Source organism: Ruegeria sp. BHSA118, assembly GCF_059613405.1.
The window spans coordinates 1-22,072 of the sequence record NZ_JBXWSM010000050.1; the positions used below are offsets into that span (position 1 = coordinate 1).

The window sequence follows — 22,072 nt, forward strand, 5'->3', positions numbered from 1 at the left end:
ATCTTTGACCGTGGCTTCCTGTTTGCAGACGCGGTTTACGAAGTGACCAGTGTACTGGATGGCAAGCTGATCGATTTCGAGGGCCACGCGGTGCGCCTGAAGCGGTCTCTGGACGAGCTGGAGATGGCCGAGCCCTGCACCAAAGATGAGCTGCTGGAAATTCACCGCAAGCTGGTTGATCTGAACGGCATCGAAGAGGGCCTGGTCTATCTTCAGGTTTCGCGCGGCAGTGACGGTGACCGGGATTTTGTCTTCCCTTCGGCCGATACCAAACCAAGCCTCGTTCTGTTCACGCAGAACAAGCCCGGGCTGGCTGACAGCCCGGCGGCACGGAAAGGTGCCAAGATCATCTCGATCGAGGACATCCGTTGGGGCCGCCGCGACATCAAGACCGTGCAACTGCTCTACCCGTCGATGGGCAAGATGATGGCCAAGAAAGCGGGGTGCGACGATGCATGGCTGGTCGAGGACGGCTTTGTGACCGAGGGCACCAGCAACAACGCCTATTTCGTCAAGAACGGCAAGATCGTGACCCGCCCGCTGTCCAACGACATCCTGCATGGGATCACTCGCAAGGCCGTGCTGCGCATGGCAGCCGAAGCACAGATGGAAGTTGAAGAGCGGCTGTTTACCATCGACGAAGCCAAAGAGGCTGATGAAGCGTTCACAACCTCGGCCAGTGCCTTCGTGATGCCGGTGGTGGAAATTGACGGAGTCACGCTGGGTGAAGGTACACCCGGTCCGATTGCCAAACGCCTTCGTGAAATTTACCTGGATGAAAGCCGAAAGGCCGCGATCTGAAGAACCACGTTGGACGGCGTTGCAGTAAACTGTTGCGGCGCCGTGCCTATATCAGTCGGACCTCGGGGGCAGTGCAGGGAGTTTCGCTGTAGTTCCCGCCAAGCATGAGCAGATCACATAAGACCTTCCGCCGGGACACTGGTCTTGTTGTCGGACCAGTTCCTGCGGTGTCGCAGGAATATGGTTGAAGGCGGGGTTACCCGACCTTGAAAGGGCTCAGGCTTTCCTGAAACTGTTCGATGAATTCCAGCGTCACCAATGACGGTTGCTTCAGAATTGGACGCACCAACGAGAGGGTATGCGTCAAAGACGGCTTGAACGGCCGATAACTCAATCCCCGCGACGTGTATTGGACAGCATCCAGTTCGCTTACGACCGAGACACCGACACCTTCCAGCGCCAATTCACATGCCGCCGTGAACTGCCGGACCTCGATATGCGAGTTCAGTTCGACATTGGCATGTTGAAACACTTTCGAAAGCCGTCCGAAAAAGTCGCTGTCGCGTCGGGTGTGGATGATTTTGCTGTTTGCAAGATCCGCCGGGGCAACTTCGGAGAGGCCTTCCAACTCGTGCCCTGTTGGGAACACGCACACCGTGCGAACGTCGATGTTCCTGCTTTCTACCGCCGGATGACCGTGAAAGCTGTCAGTGATTCCGAAATCATACTGCTCGCCGATCATCCATTCCAGAATGCGTTCAGGTCTGTCAGGTTCGATCGTCAGGGTGACGCCGGGCCGATCCTTCAGGAAACCGGCGACGACTTTGGGCAAATGGCTGGTGGCAAATCCCGGCAGGCACGCGACGCGAATGTGCCCTGCTTTGCGTTGCGTGATATCCTGGCTGACATCCGAGATTTGTCTCATCAATTCGAGAACGCGCTCGACGCTGGGCAAGAGATAGCGAACCTCCTGCGTTGGGACCAATCGGCCTTCCCGGCGGTCAAAAAGCTGAAACCCAAGCGATTTTTCAAGATCGGACAGCAATCGGCTTACAGCTGGCTGGGTTACGCCCAGATCAGCCGCAGCGGCCGTGACAGACCCGTTGGTGGTCACGGCCAACAGGGCCTCCAATTGCCGGACTCTAAGAATTTGACTCATTGCTGATCCCGATCTGCTGCGCCATTTCATAATACTATGTTATTTTTTCACCAAGTAGATAGGCCTTGAATTATATTTTTGTAACGTTAACGTCGTGAAATCGTCATGTGGGCCGTTTACGCGTTGCGGTCGGTATTCAACGAAGCATCAACCCTGATGCATGGGAGGAATCATGAAAAAGAAATTGCTTGGCGCTCTTGCCATCACCACGGCCTTGTCCCCCTTGGCGGCAATGGCGCAAACCGAAGTCCAGTTCTGGCATGCCTTCACCGGTCGCCTTGGGGAACTTGTCAAAGGACAGGTTGAAGAATTCAACGCCAGTCAGGATGAGTTCGTCGTGGTCGAAAGCCACAAGGGCAACTACTCGGAAACCCTGAATGCCGGGATTGCTGCATTCCGGGCCGGAGAACAGCCACATATCCTGATGGTGTTCGAAGTCGGCACGGCGACAATGATGTCAGCCAAAGGGGCGATCAAGCCGGTCTATGAAGTGATGGCCGAAAGCGGCGCGTCTTTTGATCCCGACGCGTATATTGGCGCCGTCAAAGGCTACTACACAACCACTGACGGAGAGATGCTGTCGCTTCCCTTCAACTCCTCGACGCCGGTCCTGTGGGTTAACCGCGATGCCATGCAAGCAGCAGGCGTTGATCCGGACACGGATCTGTCCACTTGGGAAAAAGTCGGCGAAGTGCTCGAGCAGCTGAAGGCGGGTGGTGAGGATTGCCCGTTGGTGACAGCATGGCAAAGCTGGATTCACCTTGAAAACCTTTCAGCCTATCACGATGCTCCCTTTGCCTCACGTGACAACGGATTTGCCGGTCTGGATACCGAGCTGATGCTGAACGGTCCGGTGCAGGTTGCACATCTGACCGCGATGGGTGACTGGGCCAAGGACGGCAAGTTCATCTATACCGGTCGCAGAAACGAAGGCGGTGCGAACTTCCGATCAGGCGAGTGCGCATTGTTCACCGAAAGTTCGGCCGGGTACGCCGGCATCAAGGCAGAGGCTGAGTTCGATTTCGACGTGCGTCCGCTGCCCTATTGGGAATCCGTCACCAGTGAGCCGCAAAACACCATCATCGGTGGCGCGTCTCTTTGGGTAATGGAGGGTCATGAGCCCGAAGAGTACAAGGGCGTCGGAGAGTTCCTGAGCTTCCTGTCATCACCTGACGTACAAGCGGCCTGGCACCAGAACACCGGTTACCTTCCGATCACCACAGAAGCGGGTGAAGTTACGCGTGCCGCAGGTTTTTATGACGAAAACCGGGGCACCGACGTCGCAGTGATCCAGATGACCGCGAAAGAGCCGACAGCAAACTCGAAAGGCTTGCGTCTGGGATCGTTCGACCAGATCCGGGGCATCATCGACGAAGAGCTCGAGGCGATCTGGTCCGGTGAGAAGACCGCTCAGGAAGCGATGGACAGCGCGAAGGAACGCGGTGATGCGTTGCTGCGCCGGTTCGAATCCGCCAATCAATAAGTCGTAACGTCATGCGGGCCTTTTCAGGGCCCGCATTTTCTTTCTTCGGTGGGATTTCAGGATGGAAAAACGCGTCACCTTTCGCGGCTGGCTGTTGCCATTGGCATTGATCGCCCCTCAGGTCATCATTTCCGCTGTTTTCTTTTTCTACCCCGCCGGTCAGGCCGTCTGGCAGTCGCTGTTCATACCTGACCCGTTCGGGCTGTCGTCCCAGTTCGTGGGGCTCGGCAACTTTGAATTCCTGCTGAGTGACAAGTTTTATCGCGCCTCTTTCGTAACAACGGCGGTGTTTTCCACGCTGGTCACGTTGTGCTCGATGATCCCTGCCTTGTTTCTTGCGGTCATTGCGGATCGATTGATCAAGGGGTCCGGGGTCTATCGGACTTTGCTGATCTGGCCCTACGCTGTTGCCCCTGCGGTTGCGGGTGTTTTGTGGCTGTTCATGTTCAACACGCGCGTCGGCGTCGTGTCATGGTATCTCGGCCAGCTCGGATATGACTGGAACCACGTTCTGAACGGCACCGAAGCCATGGGACTGGTGGTCGTTGCTTCTGCCTGGGGGCGCATAAGCTATAACTTCCTGTTCTTTTTCGCTGCCCTGCAATCCGTTCCAAGATCCGTGATCGAGGCAGCGGCGATTGACGGCGCGCATTTCTGGCGCCGGTTCTTCACGATCGTGCTGCCGTTGCTGTCGCCGACGGCATTCTTCTTGCTGGTGGTCAACGTTGTTTATGCCTTTTTCGAAACCTTTGGCGTGATCCACACAATCACCGGCGGCGGGCCGCAACAGTCGACGACAATCCTTGTCTACAAGGTATTCTCGGACGGGTTTGTGGGGCAGGACCTCGGCTCGTCTTCGGCGCAATCGGTCATCTTGCTGATCGTCGTGGGCCTGTTGACGGTCATCCAGTTCAAATACGTGGAAAAGAGGGTGCATTACTGATGGCGGCCCAACAACACGGAATGGTCGAAAAACGCGGCGCGGGCATCTGGTTGTCCCATGCCCTCATGATCCTCGGTGTCCTGATCATATTTTTCCCGATATGGCTTGCCTTCGTGGCTTCGACCGTGACCCAGGCCGAGATCGTTTCGCCACCGATGCCTGTCGTGCCCGGCGATCAGTTCTGGGTGAACTACAAGGCGGCGCTGTTCTCGGGGGTAAATGTGCCCGTTGCCACGATGCTGTTCAACAGTCTGGTGATGGCAATTGGAATTGCGGTCGGCAAAATCATCATCTCACTGCTGTCGGCTTTCGCGATTGTCTATTTCCGCTTTCCCGGACGAACGACGTTCTTCTGGCTGATCTTCCTGACCCTGATGCTGCCGGTCGAAGTCCGCATCGTTCCGACGTTCGAAGTTGTCGCCGGGTTCGGCATGCTCAACAGCTATTACGGGCTGATCTTTCCCCTGATCGCCTCGGCCACGGCAACCTTCCTGTTCCGTCAGTTCTTTCTGACCATCCCCGATGAGCTTGCCGAGGCAGCCCGGGTCGACGGCGCGCGACCGATGCGGTTTTTCATCGATATCGTCGTCCCCATGAGCCGGACCAACATCGCCGCACTGTTCGTGATCCTGTTCATCTATGGGTGGAACCAGTACCTTTGGCCGCTGCTGATCACGACCGATCCTGAAATGAATACCATCGTGATGGGTATCAAGCAGATGTTCCCGTCCGGTGACGACTTTGCGCATTGGCCGACGATCATGGCGACGTCCATTCTGGCGATGATCCCGCCGGTCATCGTGGTGGTGTCGATGCAAAAGCTCTTTGTCCGTGGCCTTGTCGATAGCGAGAAGTAAGAAATGGCAACAGTTACCTTAGAGAATGTCAAAAAGAGCTTTGGCCCGACGGATGTGATCCACGGCGTTGATGTCGATATCGCCGATGGAGAGTTTATCGTGATCGTCGGCCCGTCAGGTTGCGGCAAATCCACGTTGTTGCGGATGGTGGCGGGGCTGGAAACGGTCACGTCCGGGGAAATCCGGATCGGCGGTGAACGCGCCAATGACAAAGAGCCCATGGATCGCGACATCGCCATGGTGTTCCAGAACTACGCGCTCTATCCACATATGTCCGTGCGTCAGAACATGGGGTATGGCCTGAAGATCGCGGGGCTGCCCAAGGCTCAGATTGATCAAAAGGTAACCCAGGCGGCAAAGCTGTTGCAGCTTGAACCTTTGCTGGATCGCAAACCCAGGCAGTTGTCCGGCGGTCAGCGTCAGAGGGTTGCGATGGGTCGGGCCATTGTCCGCGAGCCCGCTGTTTTCCTGTTTGATGAGCCACTTTCGAACCTCGATGCCAAGCTTCGTGTCCAGATGCGTCTGGAAATACGCGAACTTCAGGAAAAACTTGGGATCACGGCGCTTTACGTCACGCATGACCAGGTCGAAGCAATGACGATGGCGGACAGGATGATCGTGATGAATGGCGGCATCGCCGAGCAGATCGGCACGCCGCTCGAGGTCTATGAAACTCCGCAAACGCTGTTCGCCGCGCAGTTCATTGGCAGCCCGGCAATGAACATTTTCGAAGCACGGCGCGAAAACGGGGCGGTCAAGATCGGAGAAATCGAAATCGGCCCCTCCGTGGGTCCGGACTGCGCCGTGAAGCTTGGCATAAGACCAGAGCACCTGTTGTTGGATGACAATGGCCCGCTTGAAGCCGCGATTCAGATGGCTGAGCCGCTTGGGGCCAACACGTTGCTGCACGGTCACCTGTCGGGCTCGGAAGGCGCGATCACGGCAAGCCTTCCCGGTGTCCACCCGATCGAAGGACGCCATCCGAATATGCGGTTCTCGGTGGCACCAGAGAACATGCATCTGTTTGACCATGCGACGGGCAAGAGGCTGGAAGGCTGATGGCGTTTCAGCAGGTTGAGGCCTTTCGCGGCGGGGAAAACCTGATCCGGGTCGTGGGGCATCGGGGGGCACGAGGCGTGTTACCTGAAAACAGCATGATCGGCTTCGACTTTTCACTTTCCATCGGCGTTCCGCTTCTTGAGTTTGACGTTGTCCTGACGGCCGATGATGTGCCGGTCATTACGCACAATCATCGCCTGCATTCGGCCAGTTTCCGCGATTGCTATGGCCTGTTTCTGACCGGGGAAGAGCCGAAAGTATCCTCGCTGACTTACGAACAGATCCGACAATTCGATATTGGGCGTCTGGACGGGCATTCCGCCTATGGCCAACGCTTCCCGGATCAGGCGCAAATAGACAATGTTCGTGTTCCAATGCTGTTGGATCTGCTCGATTTGGTCGATGACCCGAAATACAGTGATGCCCATCTGATGCTCGAGCTTAAGTCGGATCCCGACCTGGCCCATGATGCGCTTTACCGGGAAAACTTTGTCCGCAGAGTACTTCGGGATGTTCGCGGCAAAGGTTTGTCTTCGCGCGCGGTGCTTCACAGTTTTGATTGGAATCTGTTGGCGGAGTGTCAGAGGCAAGCTCCGGATATACCTTCATCCTACCTGACGCAACTTCCGGATAATGCCGACGATGTTGGCGAGGATTCCTCAAAGTCCGTTTGCCCGGACTTTCGAGGTCGTCGCGACGAAATTCCAAACTTGGTAAAGCAGGCTGGCGGTTCGCTTTGGTGCCCGTACTTTGCGGATGTAACGCCTGAAAACGTCACGCGCGCAAAAGAGCTGGGCCTGTGCGTCGTCGTGTGGACAGTCAATGAACATGAAGATATCGGCAGGATGATCGATCTGGGCGTGGACGCAATCGTATCCGACTATCCCGGGCGGGTTCAAAGACAACTGTCAGAGTCAGGCTTCCGTTGGGCCGCAGGGTGCCGGTGATCCCGGCACCCCGAGGGTGACGTGGATGAATTTCTTGCGCCAATTGAAAATTGCCTCAAACAAAGGCCCTTCAGCCCGTTGACGCTCAGGACCCGCATGTTCTTTCAACATGATTTGATGAGAGCCTTTGCTCTGGAAACCGTTCTTGGGCGCGCGGCTGACGGAAATCCGGAACGCTTCCCCCATTGCTCTGAGCGTCACGCTTGCAGTTGTCGGGACAGTGTTCCGCACCTTTGGGCGATGAAGAAGAATTGATACCTGCACATCAGTTCGTTCAATGCCATCAGGTTTTTTCTGGTTTTGGTTTCGGCTATCGCTGGTCACAACCGTCATCGATGGGCCGTCGCCCCTGACGAACAGCGCCAAAATTGAGTCACATTAACAACAATCTTGGGATTGCTGCAGTTCTGTCTCTTTTCCGCCGGAATTTGTGCTGATAAGGAAAAAATTGAGTGTTGGGGTGTTGGTAAGTGCGAGTGGGCAGATGAGAGCCGGAACAAACGGTCAAATAGCTATTACCTGGTGTCAGACGGAAATTGATGGGCTAGAAGACGCGCCCCTTTCCTGTATGACGGTCGGAGCAGCATGGTCATGGCGTGGACAAGCAATCGTCATGAGTGAGACTGCCGAGCAAAGCATCGGAAAAATCGGAAATGTCGGGGGCGTTTCCAGCCAGGTGACCAACCGCTTTCCAATTGTCCGCGAGATTTCGGGCGATGTGACCGGAACCCTTACCCTTACCAACGGTGCGCAGAAATTCTCTGCCAGTATTGTTGTCGATGGCAACGATACGTCGCGGACTCTTGTGTTCGAAGGCGCTTGCCCGCCGCGGGATGAAGAGTTCTGGATTGTCGAAGTGACCGAGCTTGCGATGATCCCGAACCCGGTCGCGAAAAGCGGCGCGACGGTAGTCTCTTTCCCGACCTCAAACTAGGATTTCAAGCCGCCGCCTGGCGGATTCGGCGCGGTGCCCGGTCCGCTGGATGTCTGCCCGGATCGTTTTTCTGAACTTTGCGGAATGCTGTGTTGACTCCGCCAGCATTGCGGATATAAGCGCGGCTTCATTGGTGTTGGTGGCCCCCGCAAGGGGATGCCTGTCATGGGGGAGACCTCAAGAGGACAACGCCCTTCATAGTGGCCCACTGCGGCCTCGACCTAACGAAGGAGATCAGCCGTGACCAAACGCACGTCTGCCAAGTACAAAATCGACCGCCGGATGGGCGAAAACATCTGGGGTCGTCCGAAATCCCCGGTCAACCGTCGTGAATACGGCCCCGGCCAGCACGGCCAGCGCCGCAAGGGCAAACTGTCTGACTTCGGTCTGCAACTGCGCGCCAAGCAGAAGCTGAAAGGCTACTACGGCGACCTGACCGAGAAGCAGTTCCGCCGCATCTACGCCGAAGCCGAGCGTGTGAAAGGCGACACCGGTGAAAACCTGATCGGCCTGCTGGAGCGTCGCCTGGACGCTGTGGTCTACCGCGCCAAGTTCGTCGCAACCGTTTTTGCCGCGCGCCAGTTCGTGAACCACGGCCACGTCAAAGTGAACGGCAAGCGTGTCAACATCCCGTCCTACCGCGTCAAAGAAGGCGACGTGATCGAGGTGCGTGACAAATCCAAGCAACTGGCTGTTGTCCTTGAGGCCGTCGCACTGGCCGAGCGTGACGTTCCTGACTACATCGACGCCGACCACTCGAAAATGACCGCGACCTTCGTGCGCGCACCGGGCCTCAGCGATGTGCCTTACCCGGTCGTCATGGAGCCGAACCTGGTCGTCGAATTCTACGCGAAGAACTGATCTTCGCCGCAATCGAGTTCCGAAAGGCCGCGCTTTTGCGCGGTCTTTTTTTATGGTTTGCCCATGGCGCTGCCGTCATCGCGACGTTTCCCGCGCTTCCACTGGTGTGATTTGAGGACAGATGAAGTGCCGGTCAGATCGGCAGGGGCCTGCCTTCGGCGATCGCTTCCATCGCGAAATACGAGGTCACGCTGTCCAGCTCGACCTTTTCGATCAATCGTTGATAGACCTTGTCATATGACGACATGTCCTGCGTTACGACCTTCAGCTGATAGTCGTAGTCCCCTCCGATCCGATGAAAATCCACGACTTCCGGGATTGTAAGAACATGGCTCCGAAACGCCTGAAGCCACTGGGCAGAGTGGTGTCGGGTGCGGAGCATGACGAAGACCACAAGGCTCAACCCCAGTTCCTCTCGTGCGATGCGGGCCGTGGATCCGATCAGCACACCGTTTTCGTTCAGGGCCTTCAAGCGCCGCCAGCAGGCATTCTGGGACAGGCCAACACGATCCGCCAATTCCCGCTGTGACAGGGTGGCGTCCTTTTGAAGCTCTTTCAGAATGCGTGTATCGATTTGATCTATTTTTGATGCCATAACTGATCATATGACACAAATTTTTTAAAATCCACGCAAAGATATGTGAAGTTTCCTCGGGCCAGAAATATCACATTGGTATGGCAGTAAGGAGCCAATGCCATGACCCTGTCCAAATTTCGTGCGGAACTCTGTTCCACCGCTCACAATTCAAATCTGCGCGATGGGCTGATCGGCGAGAACGTTCTGATCCCGGGTCTGCTTGGAAACGTGCCGCTTGTCTATGCGGATTACGTCGCTTCGGGCCGTGCGTTGCGGCAGGTCGAGGATTTTGTGGCGCGGGACGTTTTGCCGTTTTACGCGAACAGTCACACCGAGGCTTCCTACTGTGGGTCCTACATGACACGTCTGCGCCGCGAAGCGCGGGCGGAAATAGCCCGCATTGTTGGTGCTCGGGAAGAGGACGCGGTGATCTTTACCGGGTCCGGCGCCACTGCGGGGCTCAATCGGTTGGTCAGCCTGCTAGGGGTGGCAGAGGCTGACCAGCCGATTGTCTTGATCGGTCCGTATGAACATCACTCAAACATTCTGCCATGGCGCGAAAGCAAGGCACGGGTCATCGAAATCCCCGAGGCCGAGGGCGGCGGCGTGGACCTGCATGCACTGAAAGCCGCGCTGGAGGCCCATGTGGATGCCGATTTGGTGGTCGGATCCTTTTCTGCCGCGTCCAACGTAACGGGCATTATCACCGATCCTGATCCGGTCACGCGGATGCTCAAGGCGTATGGTGCCCTGGCCGTTTGGGACTATGCCGGTGGTGGGCCTTACCTGCCGATGGACATGGGGCCCGAAGATGCCCGAAAAGATGCGATCGTGGTTTCGCCGCACAAGTTTCCCGGTGGCCCGGGCGCGTCAGGCGTTTTGGTTGTGAACCAATCTGCCGTGAAACGGACCTGCCCCAGCTGGCCGGGCGGCGGAACCGTCAGTTTCGTGTCGCCGTGGCGACATGACTACAGTGCCGATCTGTCCACCCGGGAAGAGGCAGGGACACCCAACGTGATCGGAGACATTCGTGCGGCGCTGGCCTTCATCATCAAGGATGTCGTCGGAACGGACGAAATCGCCCGGCGTGAGGCGCAGTACAATCAAATGGCGCTGGACGGCTGGACGAACAACCCGAACCTGACCCTGCTTGGTGTCGAGAACGCGCACCGTCTGCCGATCTTTTCCTTCCTGGTACGCGATAATGCGGGCCAGCCCGTGCATCAGCAGCTGTTTACGCGGATGCTCAGCGATATCTACGGCATTCAGGCGCGGGGCGGCTGTGCCTGTGCCGGACCCTATGCCCACCGCTTGCTGGGGATCGATCGGGCAACGTCAGAGGCGCTGCACTCCGCCTTGTCCGCCGGGGAAGAAATGAAAAAACCCGGCTGGGTGCGTCTGAATTTCTCAAATCTGATGAGCGAAGAGACGGTTCAGTTCATCATCGACAGTGTCAATGACCTGTCGCACCGGACCGAAGAATTCACGCCTTACTACAACGCTGACCCGGCAACAGCGCGCTTCAAGGCCGCATGAGGGAATTGCCGCTTTTCTCAACCCTTTGAGACAGGTATGAGAGGCCCATTCAACGGAGCCTCTCATGACCAAGATCACCCCACAACCCGGCATTATGGATATCGCGCTGTATCAGGGCGGCCAGTCGCATTTGGCCGGTGTGGAACATGTGATCAAGCTGAGCTCGAACGAGAACCCGTTTGGACCCAGCCCCAAGGCCATAGAGGCGGTGCGCGACAGCGCGGCCACTTTGCATCGGTACCCCAACACCGACCACGCCAGTTTGCGCGCGGCCATCGGCGCACGTCACGGGCTGGACCCTGCGCAGATCATCTGCGGTGTCGGCAGCGACGAGGTGCTGCAATTCATCGCTCAGGCATATGCAGGGCCGGGGGATGAGGTGATCTATACCGAGCACGGGTTTTCCATGTACCCGATCATTGCCCGCATGGCAGGTGCCACGCCGGTCATGGTGGCCGAGCGCGACCGCAAAGTTGATGTGGATGCCATTCTGGCCGCCGCAACCAGCCAAACGCGGATCGTGTTTGTCACCAACCCCGGTAACCCGACCTCGACCATGATCTCGAACGACGAACTGGACCGTCTGGCGCAGGGTCTGCCCGATACCTGCCTGATGGTCTTGGACGGCGCCTATGCCGAATTCGTCGACGGTTTCGATGGCGGCGCGTCTTTGGTGGATGCGTATGAGAACGTGATCATGACCCGCACATTCTCGAAAGTGTACGGGCTGGGCGGGATGCGGGTCGGCTGGGGGTATGCGCACCAATCGATTATCGATGTACTGAACCGGGTGCGTCAGCCCTTCAACCTGTCTTTGACAGCACTGGCCGCAGCCGAAGCAGCGATCAGCGACGTCGAATTCCTGACGTTCTGCCAATCCGAAAATGCGCGCCTTCGGGTGTGGCTGGCCGAGGAGCTGGACAAGATCGGCGTGCCCTCGGACCCGTCCTGCACCAATTTCATCCTCGCGCGTTTTGCCGACAGGACCGAGGCCGAGGCCTGTGACGACTATCTGAAGACGCAGGGTTTGATTGTCCGCCGGGTTGCAGGCTACAACCTGCCGAATGCCCTGCGGATCACCGTGGGCGATGAGGAAGCCTGCCGCCGCGTCGTTGCGGCGATTACAGCATTCAAAGAGGGTGCAGCATGAGCCAGATTTACGACCGGGTTGCGCTGATCGGGCTGGGCCTGATTGCCTCCTCCATGTTCTGGGCGATCAAGCGTGGAGGCCTGGCCGGGGAAGTGACCGGCTATGCCCGGTCCGAGGCGACACGTGACACCGCGCGCAGAATCGGGCTGTGCGACCGCGTCTGTGACACGGCGCGCGAAGCGGTCGAAGGTGCTGACCTTGTCGTTCTTTGCGTGCCCGTGGGGGCAATGGGAGCTGTCGCAGAAGACATCGCGCCCGTGCTCAAGCCCGGCGCGACCCTATCGGACGTGGGGTCGGTCAAACGGCATGTCATTCAGGCGGTTCAGCCGCATGTCCCCGAAGGTGTGCATTTCATTCCCGCGCATCCTTTGGCTGGGACGGAGCATTCCGGTCCGGAATCTGGTTTTTCCAAATTGTTCGATAATCGCTGGTGCCTGCTGGTGCCTGTCGAAGGGACTGACCCGGATGCAATCGCCCGCCTTCGGGCGCTTTGGGAGGGCATGGGGTCGAATGTCGATGAGATGGATGCGGATCACCACGATCTGGTCCTCGCCGTAACGTCCCATGCGCCGCACCTGATTGCCTACACGATGGTTGGCGTGGCCGACGATCTGCGACGGGTGACCGACAGCGAAGTCATCAAATATTCGGCCGCCGGCTTTCGGGACTTCACCCGGATTGCCGCGTCCGACCCGACCATGTGGCGGGATGTGTTCCTGTCCAACAAGGATGCGACGCTGGAAATCCTGGGCCGGTTCACCGAAGAGCTTTTTGCCCTGCAACGCGCCATACGCACCGGGGACGGCGATCATTTATTTGACTACTTCACCCGCACCCGTGCTATTCGTCGCGGCATCATCGATGCCGGGCAGGATACGGATGCACCGGACTTTGGGCGGGGAAAGGCAAGTTCATGAGACTGCGCTGGGGGTGTTTTCTGATCGGGGTCGTGGCTTTGGGTGCCGCGCCGGTTCAGGCGGCGCCCCTTGACCAGTCTTTGGTGCCTCTCATGCGCCCTTTGACTGTTCAGCAGGCTGTCAGCGCGCCTGTCCCCTCTGACATTGCCAACCTGCGTCCGGTTTCGCGTCCGGTTTCGCCGCAGGTCACGGCTGCGGCGGCGCGCCCGTCGGAACTGCCACTTCTGGGGCCGGACACATCCTTGATGCCTTATTTGCGACCCGAGTCGGTCGAACAGCAGGTGTTGTTCAAAAGGCGCAAGCTGCGCAAAGGGTCCGTTTGCGGGGATATTGCCATTCAAGGCAAGCTTGTTGGCCGCGTGGGCAGCAAGAATTCAGCCTGCGGTGTCAAGGATGCGGTGCAGATCACCTCGGTTTCGGGTGTAATGCTCAGCCGTCCCTCGACGATGGATTGCGGCACCGCCATTGCGTTGAACAAGTGGGTCGACAAAACCGTCAAACCCACCTTCAAACGCCGCGGGCCTGTGGTCGAATTGCAAATCGCCGCCCATTATGCCTGCCGAACCCGCAACAACCGCAAAGGTGCGCGGATATCCGAACATGGCAAGGGTCGCGCGATCGATATCTCAGGTTTCAAAATGGCCGACGGTGAGGTGGTGACCGTCCTGAACGGGTGGCGCAAGAACCCGTCTCAGAAACAGCTCAAGAAGATCTGGCGCGGGGCGTGCGGCCCGTTTGGCACCGTGCTGGGGCCGAATTCCGATCGCTATCACAAGGATCACTTCCACCTTGATACGGCCCGCTATCGCAGCGGACCGTACTGCCGTTAACGCAGGATCAGGCGCGGGGCAGGACCTAAAGGCAATGGCCCGAGCGCCACGAAACCATCGCGAAAATTCAGTTGCAGATCCAGCGCGTTGGGGTTTCCGCCCAGCCCCGCCAGAAAGTTCAGCCCTCGGGTGACGGGATCTACGGCCTGATCGGGCAGGGCACCCGCCGCGTTTGCCATTGCGATCATATCCCGCCAGTTTTCGGCTTTGACGGCAATCTCTCCGGTCGGGATACCTTGGGCGTCCACGTCCAGATCGCCGGTCGCGAACAGGCGCAGCTCACCCCATTTGATCTCGGCCAGACGCAGATCGATGGCCACGGGCTGCGGGCGACCATCTTCCAGAGCGGACCGGCTCCAGACCTTGTCGAAGGTGGTGACCATATCCAGTTCCAGCGTTTCAAAGCTTTGCGGTAAGGAACTTGCGGAATGCATCAGGGCCCGCAGTTTTTCCCCCGGTGTGAACCCATCCGCGCGGGCGGTGATGGCATAGGCTTGGGAAATCGGCGTTTGTTCCATGATCAGGCTCAGCGTGTCGCCCGAGGCCAGCGTGGTGGAGTTTTCTGTCACCGACCAGGCCCCGGCCGTCAAAGCCATTTTCTCCAGCACGAGCGAGACGCCGGGCTGCAATTGCAGCTCGGCAAGCAATTCATCGGCCACAATTATTGATGTCTGGTCAAAGTATGACAGGCGTTGCGGTGTGTCCGCGAACCGCAATATCTGACGACCGGGCCAGATGGCGGGGCTTTTGAATTCGATCCAATCCGCGCTCCACGCCGTGCCGTTCACCGGATCTGCCAGTGCCGGATTGTTCAGACGGGTCATGTGGTGGGTCGGATAGCCTGCCGTTGCGACATTCGCGAAATCCGCTTGCCAACCGCGCGCCTCCTGCTGGTCGAACCAGCCAGTGATCGCAGATCGCAGGCCATACCCGGCCACGAACCAATAGGCGCTCCATGCCAGGGTAACAAAAATCAACACTCGTATCAGACGCATTCGAAAGGCCCTTTTTCCCGCCTTGGAATTGATGTTTATAGGCCGAAACAGGCAAGGACCAGTGCAATGACGATGTGGGTTTTCGGATATGGATCACTGCTGTGGAATCCGGGCTTTCCGGTGGCACGCAGTGAACGCGCGACACTTCATGGTTATTCCCGTTCCTTCTGCATGAGCTCGATCCACCATCGCGGGACCGAAGAAAAACCCGGCCTGGTGCTGGCACTGGACGAACAGGAGAACGCAAGTTGCACCGGTTTGGCCCTTGCGGTCGAGGCGGGTCACGAAGACCGTACGCTGCACGAGCTGCGCGAGCGCGAGCTGATTTCCTCGGCCTATGTTGAACGTATGCTGGATGTGCACCTGGAAAACGACGAAATCGTCAATGCCGTTACCTATGTGATCGATGCCGACCACGTCCAGTATTGCGGCGGGATGCCGTTGGAGGAACAGGCCCGGATCATCGCTCATGCGGTAGGCGGGCGCGGCCCGAATGACGAATATCTTTACAACACCGTTGAACATCTGGCCGAGATCGGGCTGCGTGATCACGATCTTGAGTGGTTGGCGCAACGGGTGCGCGATATCACCGCATAAACTCTTGGCGTCACGCGCGGAATCCCGCTAGATTCGACGCAAAGCAGGCAAATACCGGGAACCACGCGCATGGCGCAGGCACATCAGAGCGCGAGACCCCATTTCTCGCATCCCATTCGACAAATTCTGTTGATGTTGATGGCGATCGGCTTGTCCGGGCTGGGCGTGTTTCTGGCGCTGCCTTATGTATTGCCGGTTTTCTATGCCAATCCGTATCTGAATGGTTTCATTCTGATCGTATTTCTTATCGGCGTCTTCGCTTGTTTTTATCAGGTTACGCAACTGATCGGGTCCGTGCGCTGGATCGAGGCCTTTGTCGGTGGTGTTGTTCGCGAAGATGCGCGCACACCGCAATTGCTGGCGCCTTTGGCTTCGCTGCTGCGGGAGCGAGGCGCGCGCTCGCAGATCAGCTCTACCTCTACCCGGTCCATTCTGGATTCCGTGGCCGAGCGTGTCGAAGAAGAACGGGAAATCACGCGCTATATAACCAACGTTCTGATCTATTTGGGTCTGCTGGGTACCTTCTTTGGCCTGGCGACAACCGTTCCAGCCATTGTCGACACCATCCGCAGCCTGAACCCGCAGGAAGGCGAAGAGGGGCTCGCTGTCTTCAATCGTCTGATGACGGGGCTCGAGGCGCAGTTGCAGGGGATGGGTGTCGCGTTCGGGTCGTCTCTGCTGGGTCTAGCCGGATCGCTGATTGTTGGTCTGCTCGAAGTGTTTGCCGGGCACGGGCAGAACCGCTTTTATCGCGAGCTCGAAGAATGGCTGTCTTCGATCACCCGTGTAGGTTTCGCGGGTGGAGAAGAAGGCGGTGCGGAAATTGCCGTGCTCACGCCGGTGCTGGACGCCATGTCCGAACAGATGGATGCGTTGCAGGATCTGTTTGCCGCGCAGGAAAGTGAGCGGGCTGAGGTTTCGGCCAAACTGGGGCAACTGGTCGATGTGATTGCCGAGATGAACAATCGCCAGGCCAATACCGAAAGCGTCACTTCGGCTCTGGAGCGTGTTGCGCTGGGGCAGGATGCGTTGCTTGACCACATGCGCGAACACGGTGCAGGTGATGGCATCGACGCCGAAAGCCGGATGCGCCTGCGCTCGATGGACGTGCAGCTGCTGCGTATCCTCGAAGAGATTTCGGCGGGTCGTCAGGAAAGCATGAACGAGTTCCGCAAGGATATCGAACTGCTGGTCAAGGCGCTGACCCTGCCGCGGGGCGCGGTGCGCACCACGCCGGAAGGGGAATAACCCATGGCGCTGTCCCGCCGCACCGGTCAACGGTTCCAGGGCTCGGTCTGGCCCGGATTCGTGGACGCGATGACCGGGCTGCTGATGGTGCTGACATTCGTTCTGACCATTTTCATGGTGATACAGTTTGTTTTGCGCGAGACCATCTCGGGGCAGGAAGACGAACTGACGACACTGGCAGACGAGGTTGCTGCGCTTGCGGGCGCGCTGGGTTTGGAAGAGCGTGAAAACAGCCGCTTGCAGGCAAGGCTGGGTGCGTTGAACACGACGCTGTCGCAGGCCGAAGACGATCTGGCGCAAGCGCAGTCGCTGATCGCCTCACTGACCACCGAACGCGACCGTCAGGCCGCCGCTCTGGATCAGGCGCAGACCCGTATCACGAATTTCGAAGCACAGGTTGCGGCGCTGCTTGCCGAGCAGGAACAGGCTTTGGGCGACATCGCAGCGCTTGAGACTGAGCGCGAGCAATTGCTGACGGAACAAGAGGCGCTGAACCTTGCCCTTGCACAAAGTCGCGAGGAAATCGATGCGCAGACAGAAGCTGCCCGATTGGCAGCCGCCCGCCGCGAGGCGCTGGAGGCATTGGTTGCGGATCTGGAGCAAAGCGGCAAGGATCGCGCGGCGGAAATCGCCACCCTTGAACAGCAACTGAGCGATGAAGAAGCGGCCCGCCTGGCCGAAGCCGCTGCTGCCGAGGCATTGCGAAACCGCCTTCTGGATGCGGATGCCGAACTGACGGCCATGACGCTTGCGTTGGAGGCACAACGCAAAGAGGCCGAAGACACGCTGACTCTTCTGGCCGCAGCGCAAGCCGCGCGGGCCGAGCTTGAGCTACAATTCGGCGACGTGAACCCTGATGAATTGCGCGCCCAGCTTGAAGCCGCTTTGCAGGCACAGACGCAAGCGCAGGCGGATGCCGATGAACAACGCACCCTTGCCGAACAAAGGCAGGCCTTGCTGGCCCTGGCCGAATCGACATTGTCGGAAGAGAAAGAAATCTCAGCCGAGGCCCAGCGTGAGGCGGCTCTGCTCAACCAGCAGATTGCTGCCCTTCGCGGGCAGTTGGGGTCCTTGCAGGCCCTGCTGGACGATTTCGAAGAGCGCAACGAGGCCGCCGAGATTCAAATCCAGACTTTGGGGCAGGACCTGAATGCCGCGCTGGCCCGTGCCGCTTCGGAAGAGCGCCGCCGCCGCCTGCTGGAAGAAGCCGAACGCCTGCGTCTCGAGGCCGAGGCCGAAGCACTGGCCGGTCAGAATGAGGAACTGACAGCGCAGGCGGAAGACCTTCAACGCTATCGTTCGGAATTCTTCGGACGTCTTCGGGATGTCCTTGGCGATCAGGAAGGCGTGCGGATCGAAGGCGACCGCTTTGTCTTCTCGTCCGAGGTTTTGTTTCCGACCGGATCAGCCGTGCTGTCTGCGGAAGGGCAGCAGGAGGTTGCTAAAGTTGCCAACATCCTGCGCAGCGTCGCCGCTGAAATCCCGCCCGGCCTGAACTGGGTGATCCGGGTCGACGGCCATACCGATAACGTTCCGCTGGCTGGTTCGGGCCGATACCGGGACAACTGGGAACTCAGCCAGGGCCGCGCGTTGTCTGTTGTGCGCTATATGGTCGACGCGCTGGGCATACCGCCCAATCGTCTGGCGGCCAACGGGTTTGGTGAGTTCCAGCCGGTCAATCCGGCTGACACGCCCGAGGCGCGGGCACAGAACCGCCGGATCGAACTGAAACTCACGGAGAGATAGCAAGACCCTTGCCTCTTGCCTGGGTAATCCGTGTGACAGGGTCAAACCGATTACCGTCTGCCAAATCGAAAGCTTTGATCCGGAGTGCCCATGAAGCACCGGGGCACCACCGGGTAATCCTCGGTCAGAAAATACGCATAGGTTCCTGAAGGGTATTCTGCTGAAACGGTGAAGGCGCCGTTGCATTGGTCCAAGTTGCCGTGACCCTGAACAAAAACGTAGTCCTCGTTGAAGGTGCCGTCATGCCGCCCGCCTGGCGCAGCGCCACCCGGCCGGTTACCGGGTTTCAGACGATAGGACGACGTCATTTCGGTCACTTTGCCCCCTACGACGCCAGTGACGGCATATATCGGGAAACCATCTGCGGCATAGCCGATCAGGGGTGAGTGCTGGGACGGTGACCATCCCAGCAGTTTGACCAACCCTGTCGGTACACCGTGATAGTGATACTTTCCGTTCGGCTGTACATGGGCATGGTTGGCGTCCATCCCCAAGGAAACAGCGCCACCCAAGGCATTGTAGGACCACCCGGACCTGGGGTCGCCATGCCAGAACTCGGCCGCCAGCGGGTCGAACACAACTCCGTTGAGTGACACGCCAAAGTTCCACCCCATTTGCAGCGGCGTGATTGCACCTTTGGCCGTTGGATTTGCAGGCAATTTCAACCTGACCTTCTGCTGTTCGATCTGGTGCGGATTGCCTTGGTTTGGAAACCGGCCAACCAGATGATCAGGGATGCCATTGCCCGTCACTTTGATTTTTCCGCCTTTTTCCTTCACCGAGGCGCTGCTTTTCCCGGGGTTTTCGGTTGCGGGCACCAACCTCAGCGGTTCTGCGGTCGTTTGGTCGTGATAGCGAAACCTGTGCTGTGCAGTTGCCACCGCGGCAACGGCGGATAGGGCAAAGGCGGCGCCCCAGAGGATTGAAATTTTGCTCACCTGTCGATCCCTGTCTTGCGTTCATCATTGAAGATGACACGCAGCAGAAGTCTTTTTCCGTCGTATTTTATACTGTCGGCAAAGAAAAAGCCCGGCGATGGGGATCGCCGGGCTTTGAAGGAATTGTCTGTTTTCCGGTCAGTCTGCCGTTAACAGAGGTGGCCTGTCTCCTGAAATGCGCCGTTGGTCCGGCCCAAGAATTTCAAGATCCAGTTCGCCCTTCTTGACCGAGACACGAACCACACCGCCCTTGGCCAGCTTGCCGAAAAGCAACTCCTCGGCCAGGGGTTTCTTGATGTGCTCCTGAATGACACGTCCCAGCGGGCGGGCGCCCATCTTGTCGTCATAGCCCTTGTCGGCCAGCCACTCAGCAGCTTTTGGGGTCAGATCGATGGTCACGCCACGATCCAGCAGTTGCGCCTCAAGCTGTAGGACGAATTTCTCGACCACCTGCAAAATGACCTCTTTCGGCAGCGGTGCGAAGGAGATCACGGCATCCAGACGGTTGCGGAATTCCGGTGTGAACATGCGCTCGATCGCGGCCGTGTCTTCGCCTTCGCGACGGTCGCGGCCGAAACCGATGGCGGCTTTGGCCTGTTCCTGCGCGCCCGCGTTCGAGGTCATGATCAGCACCACGTTGCGGAAATTCACCGTGCGGCCGTTGTGATCGGTCAACTCGCCATGGTCCATCACCTGCAACAGGATGTTGAACACGTCCGGGTGGGCCTTTTCGATCTCGTCCAGCAGCAACACGCAATGCGGGTGCTGGTCGACACCGTCGGTCAGCAAACCACCCTGATCAAACCCGACATAGCCCGGAGGGGCACCGATCAGGCGGCTGACGGCATGTTTCTCCATGTATTCCGACATGTCGAAACGCAGCAGTTCCACACCCAGGGTATCTGCAAGCTGTTTCGCCACCTCGGTCTTGCCAACCCCAGTCGGACCGGCGAACAGATAGTTGCCGATGGGTTTTTCAGGTTCGCGCAGACCGGCACGGGCCAGTTTGATCGCGCTGGACAGCGCCTCGATGGCCAGATCCTGACCAAACACCACCCGTTTCAGCGATGCTTCGAGGTCTTTCAGCACCATCGCATCATCCTTGGTGACGTTCTTGGGCGGAATACGGGCGATCTTGGCGACAACCGCCTCGATCTCTTTGACACCAATGGTCTTGCGCCGCTTGCTTTCCGCGACCAGATGCTGCGCCGCGCCGGCCTCGTCGATCACATCGATGGCCTTGTCGGGCAGCTTGCGGTCGTTGATGTAACGCGCCGACAGCTCGACCGCCGTCTTGATCGCATCAGCGGTGTATTTGATGTCGTGATGTTTTTCGAAATAAGGCTTCAGCCCGCGCAAAATCTTTACGCTGTCTTCCACTGAAGGCTCGTTCACGTCGATCTTCTGGAACCGGCGGCTCAGCGCACGGTCCTTTTCGAAGTGCTGACGGAACTCTTTGTAGGTGGTCGAGCCCATGGTGCGCAGTTTGCCGCCCTGAAGCGCAGGCTTCAGCAGGTTCGAGGCATCCATAGCCCCGCCCGAGGTTGCCCCGGCACCGATCACGGTATGGATTTCGTCGATGAACAACACCGCGTCCGGGTGATCCTCCAGTTCGGTCACAACCGCTTTCAGACGTTCTTCGAAATCACCGCGATAGCGGGTTCCGGCCAGCAGCGCGCCCATGTCCAAGGAATAGATCGTGGTATTGGCCAGCACATCGGGGGCCTCGCCACCGACGATCTTGTGCGCAAGTCCTTCTGCGATGGCGGTTTTGCCTACACCCGGATCCCCCACCAGCAGCGGGTTGTTCTTGCGGCGGCGGCACAGCACCTGGATGCAGCGTTCCACCTCATCCGAGCGTCCGATCAGCGGATCGACATCGCCAGCTCGAGCCTTGGCGTTCAGATCCACGCAGTATTTTCCCAGCGCGCTTTCTTTCTGTTCGGCTTCGCCGGATGTGGTCTGGGCGTCTTCTTCCACCTGATCCGCACCGGATACCGAGCGGCTTTCGCCATAGGCAGGGTCTTTGGCGACGCCATGAGCGATGAAATTGACCGCGTCGTAACGGGTCATGTCCTGTTCCTGCAGGAAATAGGCGGCATTGCTTTCGCGTTCGGCGAAAATGGCAACCAGCACGTTGGCGCCGGTCACTTCGGTCCGGCCCGAGCTTTGAACGTGGATCGCCGCGCGCTGAATGACGCGCTGGAACGCTGCGGTGGGTACGGCTTCGGATCCGTCGATATCCGTGACCAGATTCGAAAGATCCTCGTCTATGAACTCCACCAAAGTGCTGCGCAACTCATCCAGATCGACACTGCACGCTTTCATGACGCGCACGGCATCGGGTTCTTCCAGAAGGGCCAGCAGCAAATGCTCCAGCGTTGCGAATTCATGGCGCCGTTCATTCGCAGCCGCCAGGGCCGCGTGGATGGCTTGTTCCAATGTGCTCGAGAATGAAGGCACGCGGGTGCTCCTCTGTCTTGGGTCAGAAGGGGGCGGGCTTGCGGCCGGATCCCCATCCCAACCATGTCCTCATACTATTAGAGTTTGGTTG

At 58.4% G+C, this 22,072-nt stretch carries 21 protein-coding genes; 15 read left to right on the forward strand and 6 right to left on the reverse strand.

From position 1 onward, the window contains the following. Window positions 1-801 (forward strand): D-amino-acid transaminase (locus tag AC2FNN_RS14950; protein ID WP_496759318.1); only part of this gene is annotated, 801 nt, incomplete at its 5' end. Window positions 802-997: 196 nt separating this feature from the next. Here AC2FNN_RS14950 and AC2FNN_RS14955 read toward each other — a convergent pair. After that, window positions 998-1,900, reverse strand: a complete 903-nt coding sequence (locus tag AC2FNN_RS14955; RefSeq protein WP_496759319.1) for a LysR substrate-binding domain-containing protein — start codon at window positions 1,898-1,900, stop codon at window positions 998-1,000. Between the two features lie 172 nt (window positions 1,901-2,072). Here AC2FNN_RS14955 and ugpB point away from each other — a divergent pair, with 172 nt between their 5' ends. The 5 genes from ugpB to AC2FNN_RS14980 all read left to right on the forward strand — a co-directional run bounded on the left by ugpB (window position 2,073) and on the right by AC2FNN_RS14980 (window position 7,189). Continuing rightward, a complete protein-coding gene (gene ugpB, locus AC2FNN_RS14960) occupies window positions 2,073-3,383 on the forward strand; it encodes a sn-glycerol-3-phosphate ABC transporter substrate-binding protein UgpB (RefSeq protein WP_496759320.1) in 1,311 nt (436 codons plus the stop codon). A gap of 61 nt (window positions 3,384-3,444) precedes the next feature. Next, the gene (gene ugpA / locus AC2FNN_RS14965; RefSeq protein ID WP_496759321.1) at window positions 3,445-4,326 is read left to right on the forward strand and encodes a sn-glycerol-3-phosphate ABC transporter permease UgpA; all 882 of its coding nucleotides are present in this window, start codon (window positions 3,445-3,447) and stop codon (window positions 4,324-4,326) included. A 20-nt stretch (window positions 4,327-4,346) separates the two neighbouring features. Next, window positions 4,347-5,183: a sn-glycerol-3-phosphate ABC transporter permease UgpE gene (gene ugpE, locus AC2FNN_RS14970; protein ID WP_152459916.1), complete on the forward strand. Its 837-nt coding sequence runs from the start codon at window positions 4,347-4,349 to the stop codon at window positions 5,181-5,183. A gap of 3 nt (window positions 5,184-5,186) precedes the next feature. Then, a complete protein-coding gene (locus AC2FNN_RS14975) occupies window positions 5,187-6,242 on the forward strand; it encodes a sn-glycerol-3-phosphate import ATP-binding protein UgpC (RefSeq protein ID WP_496759322.1) in 1,056 nt (351 codons plus the stop codon). After that, window positions 6,242-7,189: a glycerophosphodiester phosphodiesterase family protein gene (locus tag AC2FNN_RS14980; protein WP_496759323.1), complete on the forward strand. Its 948-nt coding sequence runs from the start codon at window positions 6,242-6,244 to the stop codon at window positions 7,187-7,189. The genes AC2FNN_RS14975 and AC2FNN_RS14980 overlap by 1 nt, the downstream gene beginning before the upstream one ends. On the opposite strand, the gene AC2FNN_RS14985 is transcribed toward AC2FNN_RS14980, so the two are convergent. Further along, window positions 7,157-7,555, reverse strand: coding sequence for a hypothetical protein (locus tag AC2FNN_RS14985; protein WP_496759324.1), 399 nt, complete (start codon window positions 7,553-7,555; stop codon window positions 7,157-7,159). The genes AC2FNN_RS14980 and AC2FNN_RS14985 overlap by 33 nt on opposite strands. Before the next feature lie 247 nt (window positions 7,556-7,802). Between AC2FNN_RS14985 and AC2FNN_RS14990 the strand changes: the two genes are divergently transcribed. Both AC2FNN_RS14990 and rpsD read left to right on the forward strand, forming a co-directional pair. Continuing rightward, the gene (locus AC2FNN_RS14990) at window positions 7,803-8,123 is read left to right on the forward strand and encodes a hypothetical protein (RefSeq protein ID WP_496759325.1); all 321 of its coding nucleotides are present in this window, start codon (window positions 7,803-7,805) and stop codon (window positions 8,121-8,123) included. 240 nt (window positions 8,124-8,363) lie between these two features. Then, entirely contained in the window at window positions 8,364-8,984 is a 621-nt protein-coding gene (gene rpsD, locus AC2FNN_RS14995) for a 30S ribosomal protein S4 (RefSeq protein ID WP_152459028.1), read from the forward strand. 133 nt (window positions 8,985-9,117) lie between these two features. Here the strand turns inward: rpsD and AC2FNN_RS15000 are convergent, their stop codons facing one another. Next, window positions 9,118-9,579 carry an Lrp/AsnC family transcriptional regulator gene (locus AC2FNN_RS15000; RefSeq protein WP_171634539.1) on the reverse strand — a complete coding sequence of 154 codons (462 nt, stop codon included), beginning with the start codon at window positions 9,577-9,579 and terminating at the stop codon, window positions 9,118-9,120. 102 nt (window positions 9,580-9,681) lie between these two features. On the opposite strand from AC2FNN_RS15000, the gene AC2FNN_RS15005 reads away from it, so the two are divergent. From AC2FNN_RS15005 to AC2FNN_RS15020, 4 genes are all read left to right on the forward strand, one after another. Next, window positions 9,682-11,097, forward strand: a complete 1,416-nt coding sequence (locus AC2FNN_RS15005) for an aminotransferase class V-fold PLP-dependent enzyme (RefSeq protein WP_496759326.1) — start codon at window positions 9,682-9,684, stop codon at window positions 11,095-11,097. A 64-nt stretch (window positions 11,098-11,161) separates the two neighbouring features. Next, window positions 11,162-12,247 carry a histidinol-phosphate transaminase gene (gene hisC / locus AC2FNN_RS15010; protein WP_496759327.1) on the forward strand — a complete coding sequence of 362 codons (1,086 nt, stop codon included), beginning with the start codon at window positions 11,162-11,164 and terminating at the stop codon, window positions 12,245-12,247. Further along, window positions 12,244-13,164, forward strand: a complete 921-nt coding sequence (locus AC2FNN_RS15015) for a prephenate/arogenate dehydrogenase family protein (protein ID WP_496759328.1) — start codon at window positions 12,244-12,246, stop codon at window positions 13,162-13,164. The genes hisC and AC2FNN_RS15015 overlap by 4 nt, the downstream gene beginning before the upstream one ends. After that, on the forward strand, window positions 13,161-13,994 hold the full coding sequence (locus AC2FNN_RS15020) for an extensin-like domain-containing protein (protein ID WP_496759329.1): 834 nt from the start codon (window positions 13,161-13,163) through the stop codon (window positions 13,992-13,994). The genes AC2FNN_RS15015 and AC2FNN_RS15020 overlap by 4 nt, the downstream gene beginning before the upstream one ends. Here AC2FNN_RS15020 and AC2FNN_RS15025 read toward each other — a convergent pair. After that, window positions 13,991-14,989 carry a DUF2125 domain-containing protein gene (locus AC2FNN_RS15025; protein WP_496759330.1) on the reverse strand — a complete coding sequence of 333 codons (999 nt, stop codon included), beginning with the start codon at window positions 14,987-14,989 and terminating at the stop codon, window positions 13,991-13,993. The two genes, AC2FNN_RS15020 and AC2FNN_RS15025, sit on opposite strands and share 4 nt — an antisense overlap. Before the next feature lie 66 nt (window positions 14,990-15,055). On the opposite strand from AC2FNN_RS15025, the gene AC2FNN_RS15030 reads away from it, so the two are divergent. The 3 genes from AC2FNN_RS15030 (at window position 15,056) to AC2FNN_RS15040 (ending at window position 18,580) form a co-directional block, all read left to right on the forward strand. Next, a complete protein-coding gene (locus AC2FNN_RS15030) occupies window positions 15,056-15,586 on the forward strand; it encodes a gamma-glutamylcyclotransferase (RefSeq protein ID WP_496759331.1) in 531 nt (176 codons plus the stop codon). Between the two features lie 69 nt (window positions 15,587-15,655). Beyond that, window positions 15,656-16,834 carry a biopolymer transporter ExbB gene (locus AC2FNN_RS15035; RefSeq protein WP_496759332.1) on the forward strand — a complete coding sequence of 393 codons (1,179 nt, stop codon included), beginning with the start codon at window positions 15,656-15,658 and terminating at the stop codon, window positions 16,832-16,834. 3 nt (window positions 16,835-16,837) lie between these two features. Continuing rightward, the gene (locus AC2FNN_RS15040; protein WP_496759333.1) at window positions 16,838-18,580 is read left to right on the forward strand and encodes a peptidoglycan -binding protein; all 1,743 of its coding nucleotides are present in this window, start codon (window positions 16,838-16,840) and stop codon (window positions 18,578-18,580) included. 50 nt (window positions 18,581-18,630) lie between these two features. Here AC2FNN_RS15040 and AC2FNN_RS15045 read toward each other — a convergent pair whose 3' ends face one another. Both AC2FNN_RS15045 and clpA read right to left on the reverse strand, forming a co-directional pair. Beyond that, the gene (locus AC2FNN_RS15045) at window positions 18,631-19,518 is read right to left on the reverse strand and encodes a YHYH protein (RefSeq protein WP_496759334.1); all 888 of its coding nucleotides are present in this window, start codon (window positions 19,516-19,518) and stop codon (window positions 18,631-18,633) included. 138 nt (window positions 19,519-19,656) lie between these two features. Next, entirely contained in the window at window positions 19,657-21,981 is a 2,325-nt protein-coding gene (gene clpA, locus AC2FNN_RS15050; RefSeq protein WP_496759335.1) for an ATP-dependent Clp protease ATP-binding subunit ClpA, read from the reverse strand. Between the last annotated feature and the right edge of the window lie 91 nt (window positions 21,982-22,072).

Coding starts and splice junctions, on each gene's coding strand:
- AC2FNN_RS14955 (WP_496759319.1), bottom strand. CDS start 1,900: ATGAGTCAAATTCTTAGAGTCCGGCAATTGGAGGCCCTGTTGGCCGTG.
- ugpB (WP_496759320.1), top strand. CDS start 2,073: ATGAAAAAGAAATTGCTTGGCGCTCTTGCCATCACCACGGCCTTGTCC.
- ugpA (WP_496759321.1), top strand. CDS start 3,445: ATGGAAAAACGCGTCACCTTTCGCGGCTGGCTGTTGCCATTGGCATTG.
- ugpE (WP_152459916.1), top strand. CDS start 4,347: ATGGTCGAAAAACGCGGCGCGGGCATCTGGTTGTCCCATGCCCTCATG.
- AC2FNN_RS14975 (WP_496759322.1), top strand. CDS start 5,187: ATGGCAACAGTTACCTTAGAGAATGTCAAAAAGAGCTTTGGCCCGACG.
- AC2FNN_RS14980 (WP_496759323.1), top strand. CDS start 6,242: ATGGCGTTTCAGCAGGTTGAGGCCTTTCGCGGCGGGGAAAACCTGATC.
- AC2FNN_RS14990 (WP_496759325.1), top strand. CDS start 7,803: ATGAGTGAGACTGCCGAGCAAAGCATCGGAAAAATCGGAAATGTCGGG.
- AC2FNN_RS15000 (WP_171634539.1), bottom strand. CDS start 9,579: ATGGCATCAAAAATAGATCAAATCGATACACGCATTCTGAAAGAGCTT.
- AC2FNN_RS15005 (WP_496759326.1), top strand. CDS start 9,682: ATGACCCTGTCCAAATTTCGTGCGGAACTCTGTTCCACCGCTCACAAT.
- hisC (WP_496759327.1), top strand. CDS start 11,162: ATGACCAAGATCACCCCACAACCCGGCATTATGGATATCGCGCTGTAT.
- AC2FNN_RS15015 (WP_496759328.1), top strand. CDS start 12,244: ATGAGCCAGATTTACGACCGGGTTGCGCTGATCGGGCTGGGCCTGATT.
- AC2FNN_RS15020 (WP_496759329.1), top strand. CDS start 13,161: ATGAGACTGCGCTGGGGGTGTTTTCTGATCGGGGTCGTGGCTTTGGGT.
- AC2FNN_RS15025 (WP_496759330.1), bottom strand. CDS start 14,989: ATGCGTCTGATACGAGTGTTGATTTTTGTTACCCTGGCATGGAGCGCC.
- AC2FNN_RS15030 (WP_496759331.1), top strand. CDS start 15,056: ATGACGATGTGGGTTTTCGGATATGGATCACTGCTGTGGAATCCGGGC.
- AC2FNN_RS15035 (WP_496759332.1), top strand. CDS start 15,656: ATGGCGCAGGCACATCAGAGCGCGAGACCCCATTTCTCGCATCCCATT.
- AC2FNN_RS15040 (WP_496759333.1), top strand. CDS start 16,838: ATGGCGCTGTCCCGCCGCACCGGTCAACGGTTCCAGGGCTCGGTCTGG.